At 50.0% G+C, this 15909-nt stretch carries 16 protein-coding genes; 7 read left to right on the top strand and 9 right to left on the bottom strand.

Annotated features, from left to right (window positions below):
* Positions 1–35: 35 nt before the first annotated feature.
* Entirely contained in the window at positions 36–1526 is a 1491-nt protein-coding gene (gene tcuA, locus AC6CHQ_RS02370; RefSeq protein WP_498080763.1) for an FAD-dependent tricarballylate dehydrogenase TcuA, read from the top strand.
* Between the two features lie 318 nt (positions 1527–1844).
* Here the strand turns inward: tcuA and AC6CHQ_RS02365 are convergent, their stop codons facing one another.
* Positions 1845–2723: a LysR family transcriptional regulator gene (locus AC6CHQ_RS02365; RefSeq protein WP_498080762.1), complete on the bottom strand. Its 879-nt coding sequence runs from the start codon at positions 2721–2723 to the stop codon at positions 1845–1847.
* Positions 2724–2835: 112 nt separating this feature from the next.
* Between AC6CHQ_RS02365 and yyaC the strand changes: the two genes are divergently transcribed.
* Positions 2836–3432, top strand: coding sequence for a spore protease YyaC (yyaC, locus tag AC6CHQ_RS02360; protein WP_498080761.1), 597 nt, complete (start codon positions 2836–2838; stop codon positions 3430–3432).
* Positions 3433–3497: 65 nt separating this feature from the next.
* Here yyaC and AC6CHQ_RS02355 read toward each other — a convergent pair whose 3' ends face one another.
* Positions 3498–4811 (bottom strand): CitMHS family transporter, encoded by a 1314-nt coding sequence (locus tag AC6CHQ_RS02355; protein ID WP_251239596.1) that lies wholly within the window; start codon positions 4809–4811, stop codon positions 3498–3500.
* A gap of 171 nt (positions 4812–4982) precedes the next feature.
* On the bottom strand, positions 4983–5846 hold the full coding sequence (locus tag AC6CHQ_RS02350) for a LysR family transcriptional regulator (protein WP_498080760.1): 864 nt from the start codon (positions 5844–5846) through the stop codon (positions 4983–4985).
* A 147-nt stretch (positions 5847–5993) separates the two neighbouring features.
* On the opposite strand from AC6CHQ_RS02350, the gene AC6CHQ_RS02345 reads away from it, so the two are divergent.
* Positions 5994–7121, top strand: coding sequence for a 2-methylaconitate cis-trans isomerase PrpF family protein (locus AC6CHQ_RS02345; protein ID WP_498080759.1), 1128 nt, complete (start codon positions 5994–5996; stop codon positions 7119–7121).
* 130 nt (positions 7122–7251) lie between these two features.
* Here AC6CHQ_RS02345 and AC6CHQ_RS02340 read toward each other — a convergent pair whose 3' ends face one another.
* Positions 7252–7788 carry an SMI1/KNR4 family protein gene (locus tag AC6CHQ_RS02340; protein ID WP_498080758.1) on the bottom strand — a complete coding sequence of 179 codons (537 nt, stop codon included), beginning with the start codon at positions 7786–7788 and terminating at the stop codon, positions 7252–7254.
* Between the two features lie 22 nt (positions 7789–7810).
* Entirely contained in the window at positions 7811–9184 is a 1374-nt protein-coding gene (gene nhaC, locus AC6CHQ_RS02335) for a Na+/H+ antiporter NhaC (RefSeq protein WP_498080757.1), read from the bottom strand.
* A gap of 1199 nt (positions 9185–10383) precedes the next feature.
* Between nhaC and AC6CHQ_RS02330 the strand changes: the two genes are divergently transcribed.
* Together AC6CHQ_RS02330 and AC6CHQ_RS02325 are read left to right on the top strand one after the other, a co-directional pair.
* Complete coding sequence (locus AC6CHQ_RS02330) at positions 10384–11343, top strand: S8 family peptidase (RefSeq protein WP_498080756.1); 960 nt, start codon at positions 10384–10386, stop codon at positions 11341–11343.
* Positions 11340–12101, top strand: coding sequence for an endonuclease I family protein (locus tag AC6CHQ_RS02325; RefSeq protein ID WP_424236961.1), 762 nt, complete (start codon positions 11340–11342; stop codon positions 12099–12101). Before AC6CHQ_RS02330 ends, AC6CHQ_RS02325 begins: the two co-directional genes overlap by 4 nt.
* 49 nt (positions 12102–12150) lie before the next feature.
* On the opposite strand, the gene arr is transcribed toward AC6CHQ_RS02325, so the two are convergent.
* The 4 genes from arr to AC6CHQ_RS02305 form a co-directional block, all read right to left on the bottom strand.
* The gene (gene arr, locus AC6CHQ_RS02320) at positions 12151–12567 is read right to left on the bottom strand and encodes an NAD(+)--rifampin ADP-ribosyltransferase (protein ID WP_498080755.1); all 417 of its coding nucleotides are present in this window, start codon (positions 12565–12567) and stop codon (positions 12151–12153) included.
* 300 nt (positions 12568–12867) lie between these two features.
* Positions 12868–13392 (bottom strand): PoNe immunity protein domain-containing protein, encoded by a 525-nt coding sequence (locus tag AC6CHQ_RS02315; RefSeq protein ID WP_498080754.1) that lies wholly within the window; start codon positions 13390–13392, stop codon positions 12868–12870.
* Between the two features lie 14 nt (positions 13393–13406).
* Positions 13407–14102 carry a PoNi-like cognate immunity protein gene (locus tag AC6CHQ_RS02310; RefSeq protein WP_498080753.1) on the bottom strand — a complete coding sequence of 232 codons (696 nt, stop codon included), beginning with the start codon at positions 14100–14102 and terminating at the stop codon, positions 13407–13409.
* Complete coding sequence (locus tag AC6CHQ_RS02305; RefSeq protein WP_424236956.1) at positions 14093–14470, bottom strand: hypothetical protein; 378 nt, start codon at positions 14468–14470, stop codon at positions 14093–14095. The genes AC6CHQ_RS02310 and AC6CHQ_RS02305 overlap by 10 nt, the downstream gene beginning before the upstream one ends.
* Before the next feature lie 227 nt (positions 14471–14697).
* On the opposite strand from AC6CHQ_RS02305, the gene AC6CHQ_RS02300 reads away from it, so the two are divergent.
* Together AC6CHQ_RS02300 and AC6CHQ_RS02295 are read left to right on the top strand one after the other, a co-directional pair.
* The gene (locus AC6CHQ_RS02300; RefSeq protein WP_424236955.1) at positions 14698–14892 is read left to right on the top strand and encodes a hypothetical protein; all 195 of its coding nucleotides are present in this window, start codon (positions 14698–14700) and stop codon (positions 14890–14892) included.
* Between the two features lie 259 nt (positions 14893–15151).
* A complete protein-coding gene (locus tag AC6CHQ_RS02295) occupies positions 15152–15787 on the top strand; it encodes an LbetaH domain-containing protein (RefSeq protein ID WP_498080752.1) in 636 nt (211 codons plus the stop codon).
* Positions 15788–15909: the final 122 nt, after the last annotated feature.

Below are 15909 nucleotides of genomic sequence, written 5' to 3'. Positions count from 1 at the left end.
ATAGATTCATCAAGAAATCGCAGGAGGAATAGATAATGACTAAGAATTACGACGTAATCGTTGTTGGAGCGGGGAACGCGGCACTTTGTTCAGCCATTGCGGCAAAGGAAAAGGGCGCAGAGGTCCTGGTCCTTGAGCGCGGGCCGAAAGAAAAGCGGGGCGGGAACTCCTTCTTCACGGACGGGGCGATCCGGGTTGCCTACGAAAACCTGGATGCCATCCGCAAAGTGATTCCGCTCACTGATGAAGAAGCGGAGAAAATCGAAATGCCCGAGTACACTCAGGAAGACTTCCATGCGGACCTGATGCGCGTCACGGAAGGCAAGAGCGATCCGAAGCTGGCCAACCAACTGATCTCCAAATCCTATGAGACTATCGCATGGATGGCGGAGCAGGGCGTCCAGTTCGAGCTGAACTTCGAGAACCAGTCGTTCGAAAAAGACGGCAAGCGCCATTTCTGGGGCGGCCTTCCGATCCGCACGAAGAATAAAGGAATTGGCCTGATCGATGACCTGATCAAGCGGTCCGAGGAACTGGGCATCGACATCTGGTACAACTCGCGTGCGACGGATCTCGTCATGGATCAGGGTCGTGTTACCGGTGTGGTGCTTGAGCAGGAAGGTGAACAGGTTACCGTCAGCGCACCAAGTGTGGTCCTTGCGTCCGGCAGCTTTGAAGCGAATAAGGAAATGAGAAGCAAGGAAATGGGCAAGGAGTGGGAAGCGGCGATCGTCCGCGGTACGGAATTCAATACAGGCGATGGCATCAAGATGGCACTCGCCGCAGGAGCTCAAAAGTACGGCCAGTGGGACGGTTGCCACTCGATCGGGACGGACTACAATGCACCAAAGGTAGGAGACTTCAACAAGCCGGGCGACATCTACAAAAAGTCCTCATTCCCGCTCGGACTCTTGGTCAACAAAGAAGGAAAGCGATTCGTGGACGAAGGCGCCGACTTCCGGAACTATACGTATGCCAAATATGGCCGCGAAGTGCTGAAGCAACCTGAACAAACGGCTTTCCAGCTGTTTGATGCACAGGTTCGTCCGATGCTGCGCAAGGAATACAATCTCGAGGAAGCCACAGTCCTCCAGGCAGACACCCTTGAGGAACTGGCTGACCTGATGAAGGTCGACAAAGAGCAATTTCTTGAGACGATCAAGGCATACAATGCGGCAGTCCAGGAAGGTGAGTACAATCCGACCGTTAAGGACGGCAAGGGCACAGTGGGCATCACACCGCCGAAAACCAACTGGGCGCTGAAGCTTAACCAGGCACCGTTTTACGCCTACCCGCTCACGTGCGGCATCACCTTCGCATTCGGCGGCGTACATGTAAGCCCTGAAGGCGAAGTGCTGGACGAGCAGGAAAACCCGATCGCCGGACTTTACGCAGCAGGCGAGATGGTCGGCGGCATCTTCTACCACAACTACCCGGGCGGCTCAGGCCTCATGTCCGGAGCGGTCTTCGGAAAACAAGCCGGCACCTCCGCTGCAAACTACTCGCAGGCAAAAGTCACAGTCTGATTTAAAAAGCACCGCTGAACAACAGCGGAACCTCAAGAAAGAAAAATACAGCCGCCGCTACATCCGTTCCTCGGAAGTAGCGGCGGCTTTTTGTACTACTGATCATTATGTGGAATGTTCGATGCCACATAAGGTTGGCTCACTACCAGAAAATTCATCATGCGGCTGATTGAAACGGAAGGCCCGAGACACCTGCGGGAAAAGCGTTAGCCGAAGACCCCGCAGAGCGCAGCTCGAGGAGGCTAAGGCAACGCCCGCGGTAAGCGAAGGGCCTGGAGTGGAAATCAGCCTTTTCTTTCCCGAGTTTATGCCCCCATTTCAATCCGTCAGCCATTCCATGGCATCCGATTCCTTCACAAAGTTGACGAACGCCTTCACGATATTGAGCTCCAGCGATTCCTCATGGTAAAGCATCCAGGTTTTGCGGACTATCGGATTGCCGTCGGCAGTATGGATGACATTCGAGTGGATTTCCTCGTTGCCCTTCAGGACCATTGAAGGCAGAATCCCATATCCGAGACCGTTCGCCACCAGTTTCTTGCAAGTGCCAGCCCTGTCCACCTCAATGCTGACCAGGGGCGGCTCGGAGAAGTTTTCATGCCACCAATTATCAATAGAATGCTTCAGGACCGGGTCAGTATGATAGTCGATGCGCGGCAGCTCAGGCAGCTTCCGGATATCGATCTCCCGGTCGGCAGCAATGCTCAGCGTATCTTCAAACAACAAATGCTTCTTTCCGTTCCAGGCATAGTCGCCGCGTACAATCGCGATATGGACTTCCTGGCTATAGATCAGATCCGCGATGTCGCTGCTGAAGCCGGTCGTGACCTTGAACTCGATGCCCGGGTACTGCTCCTTGAAAGCCTTCAACAGGCTGGGCATGACATAGTCGGTCGAGAAGTTAGAGACGGCGAGCCTTAGGGTGCCGGTGAGCCGGTCCTCGAAATTCAGCACATTCTCCTTGATCCGCTGAATAGCCATCAGCATTTCCGACGCGGCCTTTGCCAGGTACTCGCCCTGCGGCGTGAACTGGACCCCGCGCCTCCCTCTGTTGACGATCCTCACATTCAGTTTCCGCTCCAACTGATGAAGTCGGTTCGTCAGGGCCGGCTGTGAGATGTAGAGCATCTGCGCCGCCTTCGTGATGTTCTTTTCCTGATACAGCGTCTGGATTAGGACCCAATCCCGTTCATCCAATCTTACCCCCTCCTTTCCATAGACTTTCGGATCATCTTTTCGGTGTTCATTCTCCAGATACGATATGATAGAAGCAAAGGTTGTTCATGCCAAAAACGTGAGGATGATGACAGTGTTTTCGTTATTCGGGAATGATGAAAGACGCTTGGACTCCACCCCATTTTATCTGAAACCCAGCGGGGGAACAGAAGAAAAAGAGATTGAGGTCCTGTCCCTGACCATCGGAGAAATCATCAGGCAGGCTTCAGACGCCGGTCGGGAAGTGGTCTTTTTATGTATCGGATCGGACAGGTACGTCGGGGATTCCCTCGGTCCCCTGGTGGGATCGATGCTTGAAGACAGCCAGGTCCCATACAAGGTATACGGGACATTAAAAGACCCGGTCCACGCGTTCAATCTGAAAGGAACCATCAAGGAAATCAACCGGCAGTTCACAGAGCCGCTTATTTTCAGTATTGATGCGTCCCTCGGTACGAAGGAAGAAGCCGGATCTGTCATCTTTAAAGAGGGACCCCTGAAGCCGGGCAAGGGAATTGAAAAAGTCCTTCCGTCCGTCGGCGATTATCATTTTGCGGGTGTCGTGAATTACATCGATCCGCTCCCGACCTCCCAGTTCCTGAACGATACAAGGCTGTACACCGTCATGATGCTTGCGCAGGCGATCGTGAAAGTCATCACGGGGACACTGCCTGACGAAGGAAGAGTGTAAAACTTCAACGCACCCAAAAAGCCATCCAACTCCAGACTTCTCTGGTTGGATGGCTTTTGTTTTGATCAGATGACGCCTGTCAGTACAGCGACGATGATCATGAACACGGAGCAGAGGAAGGCCCATTTAAAGGCGAATTTCTGGATTTCCCCGAGATCGCGCTTGACCATACCGGTCAGAAGGAGCGTGGAAGCTACCAACGGACTGAGGAAATGTACCGGCTGTCCCAGTACGGAAGCCCGGGCGATTTCCATCGCACTCGCGCCATACGCTGTGCCGGCTTCTGCCAAGATTGGCAGGACACCAAAGTAGTAAGCGTCATTGGAAAGGACAAACGTGAATGGCATGCTCGTAATCGCGACAATCAGAGGGAAGAAGCCGCCGGCGGATTCCGGAATGATGGCGATCAATGCATTCGAGATGGCATCGACCATTCCTGTACCGGAGAAAATCCCCGAGAAAATCCCTGCTGCGAATACCAGCACAACAACCGTCAGTGCATTTCCTGCGTGTGCCTGAATCCGTTCCTTCTGCATGTCGATATTCGGGTAGTTGATGACACAGGCGAGGACGAATCCGATCAGGAACAGCACAGCTACCGGCATGACGCCCATGACCAGCAGTGACATGACAGTGACAACGAGAATCAGGTTGACGATTCGGAGTTTCGGGCGTTTCAGGCTTTCTTCTGCAGCGGCTGTAGCGGATACAGCCATTTCAGTCATTCCCAGGGAGACATTGGAATTGTCCTTTATTTCGACGACTCCGAGCCTGGCCCGCTCTTTCAGACCGAGGATATAAGCAATGAACAGGATGGAAGCCATTCCTCCAAGCAACGTTGGAATAATCGGGAGGAAGAATTCATCGGCGTCCAATCCCAATGAAGCGATGGCTCTTGTAGCAGGCCCGCCCCATGGCGTCAGTCCGCTCACGACACTGACAGCTAGCAAGGAGATCGTCGCAAGTATAAGAGGGTTCATGCCGATCCGGAGATACAGGGCAAACATCGCGGAAATGGTGATCATATGGGTCGTGGTACCATCACCGTCCAGTGCAGCAGTCATGGCAATAACGGCTGTACCCAATGCGATTTTAGCAGGGTCCCCCTGAACCAATCTTGTAATCGTATTGATCATCGGATCAAATAATCCAGCGTCAATCAAGATTCCGAAGAATAGAATGGCGAACAGCAACAGGGCGGCGGAAGGAGCGACTTCTTTTATGCCGTCCATCATCATGTCCCCAAGCTCTAACCTAAAGCCGGCAATCACTGCGAAAATAATCGGGATTGCGACAAGCGCAGTGACCGGTGATAATTTTTTGGTCATAATCAGGTATGTAAATGTAATGACCATCGCGATGCCCAAGAACGTAAGCATGGATGAATCCCTCCTCCAAAAAAAGTAATCGCTTTCATCGATGATAACAAAAAAAGCATCGAAAAAAAGTATTGTTTTTAGAATATTACAAGGAGAGGAATAAGTGAAATAGTTTTATTTTTGAGGTTTTATAAAAATTTATTTATAATCCAAAGCAAAATCGCCGCTTTTTCATACGGAAGCACGATTTTCAAGAAACTCCACAAAGCTTTTTACCGTCGGCAGCTTAAGCAAATCCTGGTCATACATCAGCCAAGTATGTCTGCTGACGGGCTTGCCATTCTTATAAGAGAGCTCATAGACATGCAGATTGTCTGAAGGCTGAAGGCAGATCTGCGGAACGACGGCGATTCCCAAATCATTCTTCACCATCTCTTTGCACGTTTCCAGGCGGTCCGTCTCCATGACGACACGCGGAGGCTCGGAAAACTGATCCTGCCACCATCCCATGATAAGTGCTTTCAGTGAATTATCGGTTTTGTAATTGACGAAGGGGAGGTCAGCCGAGTTTTCGATCGAAATTTCTTGGGCGGATATCAGACACAGGTTTTCGGTATGCAAAAGTTTCCGTTCCCCGTACCACTCGTAATCCCCGCGGAAAATCCCCACCTGAACCGTGGAGGAGTCCAGCAGGTCCATGATTTCGGTGCTCCATCCTGTATTGACGCTGAATTGGACTTGAGGATACTCAGTGGAAAACTCCTTCAGGATCTTCGGAAGTTTATATTGGGCAAAGTTACTGGAAACGCCCAGCCGCAAAGTTCCTTTTACCTCACCCTGCATATTCATCATATAGTCCTTGGTATGCTGCAGTTTTTTGATCATTTCATCCGCATATTCAGCCAGATGGGTGCCTTCCGGCGTGAATTCGATGCCGCCTTTGATCTTGAAAAAGATCTTCATCCCGAACTCGGTCTCCAGGTTTTTGAGCCTATAACTTAGTGCCGGCTGAGAGATGTACAAGCGCTCTGCCGCCCTGCTGATATTTTTTTCTTCATATAGGACCCTGATTGCAGTCCAATCTTTTTCATCCATTCTTGTATTCTCCCTTCATGGTTATAAGATTTTTTATAAGTTTAATAAACAAAATATCTATTTTACTTATGACATTAACTATCATACTCTAATTTTACAAGTAGGTGTTAAATGATTTAAAAAATTATGCAAAAGGTGGTTGGTGACATGAAAGTTCCTGTAGTGGTGATGCGAGGCGGAACGAGTAAGGGCGTATTCATCAATTTCGACGATATGCCGGCAGACCGGTCCCTGTGGGAGGAGTTTCTTCTGGATATTATGGGAAGCCCGGACCGCAGGCAGATTGACGGGCTTGGCGGAGCCAATTCACTGACGAGTAAAGTGGCGATCATCAAACAATCCAAACTGGCGGGAGTAGATGTGGAGTACACGTTTGCCCAAGTCAGCATCGAGCATCAGATGGTCGATTTCAAAGGAAACTGCGGGAACATCTCATCCGCGGTAGGGCCGTATGCCATCCAGCAGGGGCTCGTGGCAGCCGTTGAACCGGTGACCAAAGTGAGGATCTTCAATACGAACACGAACAAAATGATCGGCGCCGAAGTGGAAGTCGAGAACGGACAGGTGAAAACGGAAGGACTCTGCTCCATTCCGGGTGTCCCAGGTACCGGCTCGCCGATCTACCTGTCGTTCAAAGATTCAGAAGGTGCCGTCACAGGAAAAGTGCTGCCGACAGGAAAACCGGTCGAGCAGATCATGACGTCCAGCGGCACAGTGTCCATCTCGATCGTCGATGCCGCCAACCCGCTCGTGTTCGTCCGGGCCGAAGAAGTAGGCCTGACAGGCGCCGAACTCCCTCATGAGCTATCGCAGGAAAAACTCGACGAACTGGAGGAAATCCGCTCCATCGCAGCCGAACTGTGCGGATTCGCATCCAGGGAAGAGGCGACAGTGAAGTCCCCGGCAGTTCCCAAAATGACCGTCATCGCAGCTCCGCAGGACTACACGGATGTCACCGGTGTCTTCAGAAAAGCAGAAGACATGGACTGCACCATCCGGATGATGTCGATGCAAAAACCGCACCAGGCACTGGCCATCACAGGGGCCATCTGCTCGACGACGGCCATCTTCCTGAAAGACACGCTCCTGTATGACCTGGTCGAACCCAAGCAGGAAGTCATCCGTCTAGGCCACCCGGCGGGCATCATGGAAACCAAAGTCGACCTGATTGCCGGCAACATCAGCTCGATCAAAGTCGTCCGCACGGCGCGCACCATCCTGGAAGGAAGCGTCTATACCAAGAAAAATTATGAGTATGAATATAGCTTGGCATGATGAAGAAAAGCAGCGACTCCATCCGCGGAGTCGCTGCTTTCTGTTTGTGACGATTCAATTGAGGGAGGTCAAAGCTCAGGGAGTGAAGGTCATCACTCATGACCAGTGGGTAAACATTCGAGGGCTGACATCATAACGGATACAATTTATCGTTACCGAGCGCTTCCACTTCCTCGCGGTTATAATCAATCATCGCCAGGAAGTACTCTTCAAAACTCTCAAACCGCTCGATTTCCTCGCCGGCAAACCAGATGACAGTGCCCGGGGCGGGGGAGTCGCGAAGGGTGAGGACAAAGAGGTCCCGGTCATGCCTGCTCGCGGCAATCGGCAGCAGTTGCTCCCGTGAAAATTCGCTATCATCCAAGACGTCCGGCTCAATGGCACCCAGCAAGGCCAAGGCTTCAGCCATTAAAGGAGAGCCCATCAGCTCGCGTGTGCCGAGCAGGTAGACCGTCTGTAAAAACCCTTTCCAGCCGCCGGCATGCATCAGGAATTCGCAATACTGAGGATCCAGCGAGAAGCCCAATGCCTTCTCGGCTTCCTGCATCTGTTCTTCGGTCGCACCGACTTCCGGCAGGTGATGAGGCCACAACCGGTCCTTGTCCCGCTTCATCAGTTCCTGTTTAACCAGATGCATGACCGCTATATGGTCTTTCCAATCACTCAATGTCCAATCCTCCCGCCATTGATCATTGTTTGGTCAACCCAACCTTGGTGACGCCACTTAAAATCGTCAGGATCGGGCATAGCAGACAGAAAATCGCGAATGGGACGTATTCCATTGTCGGAACACCGAGTACGCTTGCGATAAATACACCGGCCACTCCCCATGGGACAAGTGGATTGATTACGGTGCCGGCATCCTCCAACGCTCTTGATAATGCTTTTTTATTGTAGCCCAGCTTGGTGTATTGCCCTTCAAACGCTTTTCCTGTGATCAGGATGGACAGATACTGCTCGCCGACGAAGAAATTCAGGCCGATTGCTGTAAAGGCGGTAGTGGAAATGAGGCGCGACGCGCTTGTTAATAGACCTGCAACTGCCTGCAGAATCGCCGGGATAATCCCCAACAGGAATAGGAGCCCGCCCATGCCGAGCGCAAGCAATACCAACGAAATGGAGAACATCATGCTTTCAATCCCGCCGCCGGAAAGCACGGCGTTTAATTGATCGACATTGCTTTCCATGACAAACCCGGAAAACAACATGTCCGCCATTTCCGTAAACGTGAGGGAACGATCGTGAATAAATGCAATCACGACACTGCTGATAATGCCGGCAGATAATGTAGGGATGGCAGAGACTTTCCTCATCGCAAGGACCGCGACGATAATAAACGGGATAAAAGCGACCCAGCTGATATGGCTAAATTCTTTGAGAGCCTGCAAAAAGGTTTCGATGTCGTTTGTTTTTTGACCTTTTTCCGGCGAAATGAGGACAAATACAACGGCAGAGATAATAAATGCCGGAACCGTCGTCCACAGCATGTTTTTGATATGTTCGAAGAGGGGGACCCCTACAGTTTCGGAAGCGAGGTTAGTCGTTTCCGAAAGGGGAGACATCTTGTCTCCCAAGAAGGCTCCGGACACAATGGCGCCCGCCGTAATTGCCAAGGAAGCATCCAGCGCCGTGGCCATCCCGATAAACGCCACCCCGATGGTCGCCGCTGTCGTAAAGGCACTGCCGATTGCCACGCCGACAACGGAGGTCACGACAAACACGGCAAAGTACAGCGGCAGATCCGAGAACAAGTGGAAACCATAGTACATGAGGCTCGGGATCGTCCCGCTCGCCATCCAACTGCTGACCAGCATCCCGATAAAGAAAAAGATGTAGACGGCACCAAGACCTGAGGCCGCGCCATTAATCATACCCTTTTCAATTTCATGAATGGGAAGGCCCTTGAACATCCCATAGACCATCAGAAAAATGATCGAAAAGATAATGGGCAAATGCGGATTCATGCCAAGCATGATGATCCCAATACTGATGGATGCGAATACCACCAGCAAAACCAACACCGCTTCCCAGACCGGTAACTTTAACTTCGACGACTGCAGCATAACATTCTCTCCCCGTAACATGATGAGCCTCAAAAAAGGGCACAAAAAAAGCCTTCTCCGTAATAGGGACGAAGAGGCTTCGCGGTACCACCCTAATTGACAAGACAAGCTTGCCCACTCAATTCGAAATCCGCCTGAAAGATGCAGGTGTAATTCACTTTGGTTCCGCTCGGATTTGCACCAACCATCCGATCTCTTTGTTCTGCGGGAAATCAAAGCTACTGTGTCTGCTGGCAGATGATCATGATTTTGTCGTGAAAAGTATATGGCTTAATTTACGGATGAACAGACCTTTTGTCAACTGGGGTGTGCGCACTGCTCCGCATCATCATTCCTCTGAATAACATCATCCAACTTGGCGTATGTTAAAGGGGACTCGTTAAAGTTCTTCCCCGTCAAATTCTATCATGATAGATTGGAATAATCTTAGCGACAGAAGGTAATCACTCAAGCCCGTCATGTAAGGACTCGCGGGCCGAAGATAAAGACACAGTCCCCCAAAATAGAAACTGGGCACCGACACAACCGTTTCATCACACCGTCATCGGTGGTATACTAATGGCAACAAGAACAAACGATAAAAGCCATCCGGCGGCAACCGGATGGCCCAGCGGTACGGTGCGGTTGAGACCTGCCCGACGCTACGATCGATCAAAAAATGACCTCACTATCGAGCGGCTATCTCAGATGGGGGTCATTTTTTGTGTTTCGCTTCCATAACGGTTGCGATCAGTGCTGCGAATGCAACTGCAAACATCAGTCCCTCATAAATGGACATCTAGCCTCACCCCCTCTCGGCGGGGAGTGGGCAGACCACCCTTCGCAAGCCGTACCGCTGTCCCATAATTATACCATTTAATGATAAAAAACTTACTAGGCTAAGAGTAGGGATTATTATTTTAAACAAAGGAATAAAGTAGCATTTTTGTATATGGATTGTTTCTTGTTTGATAGGCCGGGCTGCTGATTTCCCTATGGGAGAGTAAGGAAAGTCAGGTCGCTACTCGATTGGTGTCGAAATATGGAACCCAAAAGAAGGCGTCTTCTAAAGACACCTTCTTTTTCTGTTTCACAATGAACTCTATTATTGAGATAGTATTTTTAGGGCGAACGACTCTATCTTAAAGTATTTTAAATTGTTAAAATTTAATCACATCAAGAACCGGCTTCTTTTGAATCTCATAAGGGGAGGGAAAGAAATGAAGCATCATGTTCGCGTCATTCCTCACACGGTGATTCAGCAGGAAGAGTCAGTCAAGGAAGTGCCAAAGGGTGTTGAACTGATACAGGCACCAGAGATTTGGAAGGAAACCAAAGGAAAAGGGATGAAAGTTGCTGTCCTGGATACTGGTTGTGACACCAATCATCCGGATCTGAAGGAACGGGTGATCGGCGGCCGCAATTTCACGGATGATGATCAAAGCAACCCCGACATGTATACAGATTACAACGGTCACGGCACACATGTGGCCGGAACGATTGCAGCCCAGCAAAACGCTGCGGGTGTCATCGGGGTCGCCCCGGAAGCCGATCTCCTCATTGTGAAGGTGCTGAACAGAAACGGGTCCGGGCAATACGAGTGGATCATCAAGGGCATCCATTACGCCATCGAACAAAATGCCGACATCATCTCGATGTCCCTCGGCGGGCCGGTGGATGTTCCGGAACTCCATGACGCAGTCAGAGAGGCGGTCGGGAAGGGGATCCTCGTCGTTTGCGCCGCAGGGAATGAAGGCGACGGCGACCACTCGACGGATGAATTCGCCTATCCTGGCTGCTATAACGAAGTGATTAGCGTCGGGGCGGTCAACTTGGAACTGGACCCGTCCGAATTCACGAATTCCCACAACGAAGTGGATTGCGTGGCGCCGGGTGAAAGAATCCTCTCCACTTATCCGGATGGCAATTACGCCACCCTAAGCGGCACGTCGATGGCCGCCCCTCATGTCTCGGGTGCGCTGGCACTGATCAAGGTCTATGCCAACGAGCATTTTGGAAGAGGACTTACGGAACCCGAGCTGTATGCACAATTGATCAGGAGGACCGTTCCGCTCGGCAATTCGCCAAAGCTTGAAGGAAACGGACTCGTCTATCTGACCGTGCCTGAGCATCTGGCAGGCATCTTCGAACAGACTGTCAAAAACGTGGTTGCCATATGATCAACGCATCGGTTCAGGTTGAAACCTATTACGATCCGCAAAAGGATCAGGTTGCACAGGAGGAGTACTACAGCGAGGTGGATTTTGAAATAGGTTTACCAGAACAAATTCACGCATTGCTGGTAGGCACGCACACCCGCCCATTAAATTATTCGCCGCATCAATACGTCTATCCATGGGTGGATCTGCAGGAAAACGGCAGGCTGAAGAGCCTGTACTCGGGAGCCAGTCTAGACCCGATTGAAGCCATCAATCATGATCTGAAACTTTTGCAGATGAGCCGGCAAGAAGCTGCATCCACAAGCGAAAAACTGATGTTCAATACCGAGCATGTCGTGCCCCAATCCTGGTTTGACGAGAAAGAACCGATGAGAGGGGACCTTCATCATCTGTTTGCCTGCGAACCGGCCTGCAACAGCATGAGAAGCAACTATCCGTACCATGATTTCGAGTCGTATGTCCCTGAATTCCAGGCGGACAAGATCCGGAGCGGCTGCGGAATGGCGGAAGAATGGAAGTTCGAGCCCGAGTACGGCAAAGGAATCGCCGCGCGGGCCGTGTTCTATTTCGCGGTCAGATACAAAGAAGTGATCAGGATGGAAGAAAAAATGGATCTCGAGCTTTTGCTGAGGTGGCATCAGGAACATCCCGTGGGTGTCTATGAAAAGCACAGAAACGCCGCCATCCATGATCTCCAAGGGAACCGCAACCCGTTTATTGACTTTCCGGAGCAGGCCGGATACATGCTTGGTATATGAAGGAAAGCCGCCTGAAATCGGGCGGCTTTCCTCTGGAGTCTTTTTAGGATTAATCATATATTACATTTTTTCCTTCTTCAGTTAACTTTTTTAAAGACGCCAGCATATTATTGATCTCTTCGTCGGAGTGTCTTTCCCATAAACCTAATTCAGCTATTATTTTTAAAGGAGACTTTGACCTGTAAGAGCGTGTCGGATTTCCAGGAAATCTTTGGTCAGTTAAATTTGGGTCATTTTCAAAATCACCTAGTGGTTCTACAATATAAATTTTTTCCTTCGCCTTACCTTTTGCTAATTCAGCACCCCATTTGGCAGCCTCTAATGTCGCGGTAAAGTATATATGATTAGATTTTTTATCCTGGTAATTTGATAAATGTTGCGGTTCTAATAAATCACCAATATTTAATTCCACTTTAGTGCCATGAAAAAAAGGACCTTTATCCAAGACATCTTTTATTTCTTCCATTTTGATCCACCCCTATATTTTCAGATTGATATGTAAGTATAGTGCCCCCAAAAATAAAAAAACAGTCTGTAAATAAGTTGAAAATAAACATATAATGTTAGTAGGAGAGGTTTTGTGTTTAAAAAGAAGTATTAAGCAGATGGTTGAGCAACACGGGTAGAATTTATATACCAACAGTAAAAGTGTGAATTAGGTATCACACTTTATTTTTTATGACTTTTTACGGTTCAGGTCTTGGGGGTAAGGGAGATTTCGTCCAAAAAGAAGAGGAAGGCCGCGGCCTTCCTCTATTAAATGCGCTCAGAGTGCTCTCGAAAAATCCGGTGCATTTATGACGCTGGCCAGTTTGGAATATGGACGATCGACAGAAAATTGGAGGCTCTCTGACTCCCGGTTGCCCTCTGGATTCAAAAGAAAATCGGTCAATGCATCCTTGCTTTGATAAATACCGGCGATCTTTTTAATCCTCTCGAAGTCCTCGCCATCCTGATCCAGCATGACCGCGATGGACAACAGCCATAAGGATTGTATGTAGTAGTCGTAATCATGGTCCACGCCGGGGTCATAGGACCTTTCCATGATTTCAATCAGTTTGGGGAGAAGTTCTTTAATTTCAGCCAGGGGGTAGCCCGCTGAGTACATGGCAATGAATTTGTTGAAGTACAGCATGTTCAAGTAGGTGGCTATTGTGTGGGCGCCTTCGTCTTCAGGCCCCTTCTCTGGTATGAGTGCCTGGGAGGCCTGTTCAAACTTTGCAATCCGGGCATTGTGGTTTTCAATAAATCCTTTGAAATATTCCTTGTCTTTTAAGAAGTCTCTGACCAAGGTGGACAGCTCCTTTAATCCTTGTAGTGAGCCATGTTGTACGGATAATAGGGAACATCCTTCAGGCTCTCATCTTCAAGTCCAAGGATCTTCGCCACGGCTCCGCTCTCAAAACTCCAATATCCGCTATAAATTGGATCCGGGTGCTTGTGCGTGTCATGCCAACCGGAGTCCGCATGGCCGTCGTACCAATGGTCTTTGAGGTAGCTCCGCAACCGTTCCACTTGCTCGCTTCCGTCACTCTGGATGACTTCCATCAGTTTAACGTAAGGCGTCGGAAATCGAAGAGGCTCCGCTGGTTGCCCATGGATCAGAAACTCAATCAGACCATCACGGAGTTCGTACTTCCTGACGAGCTCCGTCAGACGGCTGAACTGCTCTTCTTCAATGTTGAGCATGACCCCTATGGAGAGAACTTGCAGCATCTGCTCGTAGTTCTCGCCGTTCCAGGATTTCTCCATCATCTCGATGACGCCGGAGAAGAGGCGGCTGATTTCGTCTAAGGGGTGTCCGGCTGAATACATCGCGATGATCCGGTCGAGGTAATGATTGGCGAGGAAAAGGTAACCATTCCTCGCGCCTTCGTCATGTGCCCCGCGCTGTGCGATGATGGTATGCAAGACTTCTTCAATCTGTTGGATTCTGGCGTTTTTCTTCTCGATATAGGTGTTGTAGTAACCTTCGCTGCACAATAAATCCCTCACCACCATTTTTCAGCACTCCTCTCAGCGGTATCCTGAACAGGCGAATCACGCTTTTCTTTCCGCTCGATCAGGTAAAAGATGACGATGAGAATGAGCGACAAACCCATGAAGAAGATGGTGAGGGGGACATCTCTGTAAACAACAGCGAAGAATGAGCCCAATAGTGCCAGGGATGTAGGAAGCATCCAGCGGGCTTTTTCTCCGGCCAGCCATTCGCCGAGCATTAAGATGATGCCACCGCCAATCAGAAAATAGGGAAGGGCAGATTCGTAATAATCTTCGTAGATCGCAAAGGCCGGGAGGACGACGGCTAAGAAAAATCCGATGATTTTCATGCCTTTCCCGAGTCGCACTTTAAACGATTTCTTTTCCATAACCATCCCCCCAGATCGTTAACGTTGCTCCAATTATACCATTCTTTCCCACCTCTGTTTTATAAGTATTAATCAGTGGGTGGTTAGGGGCCAAGTTTGGAAAATGAGCTAACGAGGGTTAATTTGGTTGGATATTTGTGTTTTACTAAAGAAAATGAGATTTTCGATTAGCAGTATTAGACTTTGGAGCTCTATACAATTCTTTGGCTGAAGGGATTGAGCTACAAATGAAAAGCAATCTTGGTGTGGGTGCTGCCTTTTGTATCGTCATCATCTTAAATATCGATAAAGTGATCAGCAGCTCATTTATTGCAAATGCGATTAAAGTGCTGTCTGTAATCGCGTGGGTAGCTTATGCCATTATAGTGATCAGAAAAAGAGGGAAGCACAGAGAGCGTGAAAAAGGCGATCGCGCTAAGTAACCGGATGACTTGGAGCGATCAGTGAAGCAGCGGATCCGGAGGCGATTCTCCGGATCCGCTTTTTAAGTTGGTAGGGATTCACTTCATATTCGTGGTAACTCAAAGGGGTCGAGGTAGGAACTCATACCCCCACAGGTAGGAACTCGTAGGGGATGAGGTGGGGATTCGCATTTTACAAACATTTAATAGTGCGTTGATACGGGTTCAATCCTGCCGGGCTACACTGGAAACCATCCAGGATAGAAAGAGGCGGGGAGAAGTGAGGGGAATTCATCAGGTAAAAAGTGAGACTACTCTTTCTGACGAGCCAACCGTGCACGAGACGGCTCAGGTGGCGAACAGCCAGGCGGGCGTGTATACGTCGATCGGGGCGTTCAATAAAATCGTGGAGTCCGAGATAGGAGACTACACATACACGATGGAAAACGTCACGATGAATTACACGGAGATCGGCAAGTACTGCTCTGTGGCGGCTCAGGTCTGCATCAATCCGGTAAATCATCCGATGGAGCGGGTCACCCAGCATCATATGACGTACCGGCGCCGCTCGTTTGGTTTTGCCGATACGGATGATGAGGAGATTTTCGATTGGCGGCGTTCCCACCGGGTGACGATCGGCCATGATGTGTGGATTGGCCACGGCGCGATCATCATGAAGGACGTCACGGTCGGGGACGGAGCGGTAATCGCATCGGGCGCGGTGGTGACGAAGGATGTGGAATCGTATACGATCGTCGGCGGGGTTCCGGCGAAGAAGATCAAGGACCGTTTTCCGAAGGAGATTGCCGACAAGCTCCGGCAGATTGCCTGGTGGGACTGGCCGAGGGAGAAGATTGAAGAGCGCTTTGGGGAACTGAATGACTTGGAGCGATTTTTGGAGAAGTATGGTCAGTAAAAGCAGCGGGTCTGGAGTCGATTCTCCGGACCCGCTGCTTTTGATTGGTAGGAATTCATGCCCAACTGGTTGTGATTCGAAGGGGTGGAGGTAGTAACTCGCACCCCTATAGGTGGTAATTC

The organism is Bhargavaea sp. GQ12, assembly GCF_059758705.1.
Note: the sequence above shows the minus strand (reverse complement) of the source record. Positions and strands in the feature narration are given on the sequence as shown.

Excerpts from the sequence above, each read along its gene's own strand:
- AC6CHQ_RS02345 (WP_498080759.1), top strand. The coding sequence starts at position 5,994 with ATGAAAGTTCCTGTAGTGGTGATGCGAGGCGGAACGAGTAAGGGCGTA.
- AC6CHQ_RS02310 (WP_498080753.1), bottom strand. The coding sequence starts at position 14,102 with ATGGTGGTGAGGGATTTATTGTGCAGCGAAGGTTACTACAACACCTAT.
- arr (WP_498080755.1), bottom strand. The coding sequence starts at position 12,567 with ATGGAAGAAATAAAAGATGTCTTGGATAAAGGTCCTTTTTTTCATGGC.
- AC6CHQ_RS02325 (WP_424236961.1), top strand. The coding sequence starts at position 11,340 with ATGATCAACGCATCGGTTCAGGTTGAAACCTATTACGATCCGCAAAAG.
- AC6CHQ_RS02355 (WP_251239596.1), bottom strand. The coding sequence starts at position 4,811 with ATGCTTACGTTCTTGGGCATCGCGATGGTCATTACATTTACATACCTG.
- AC6CHQ_RS02350 (WP_498080760.1), bottom strand. The coding sequence starts at position 5,846 with ATGGATGAAAAAGATTGGACTGCAATCAGGGTCCTATATGAAGAAAAA.
- AC6CHQ_RS02300 (WP_424236955.1), top strand. The coding sequence starts at position 14,698 with ATGAAAAGCAATCTTGGTGTGGGTGCTGCCTTTTGTATCGTCATCATC.
- AC6CHQ_RS02305 (WP_424236956.1), bottom strand. The coding sequence starts at position 14,470 with ATGGAAAAGAAATCGTTTAAAGTGCGACTCGGGAAAGGCATGAAAATC.
- AC6CHQ_RS02330 (WP_498080756.1), top strand. The coding sequence starts at position 10,384 with ATGAAGCATCATGTTCGCGTCATTCCTCACACGGTGATTCAGCAGGAA.
- nhaC (WP_498080757.1), bottom strand. The coding sequence starts at position 9,184 with ATGCTGCAGTCGTCGAAGTTAAAGTTACCGGTCTGGGAAGCGGTGTTG.
- tcuA (WP_498080763.1), top strand. The coding sequence starts at position 36 with ATGACTAAGAATTACGACGTAATCGTTGTTGGAGCGGGGAACGCGGCA.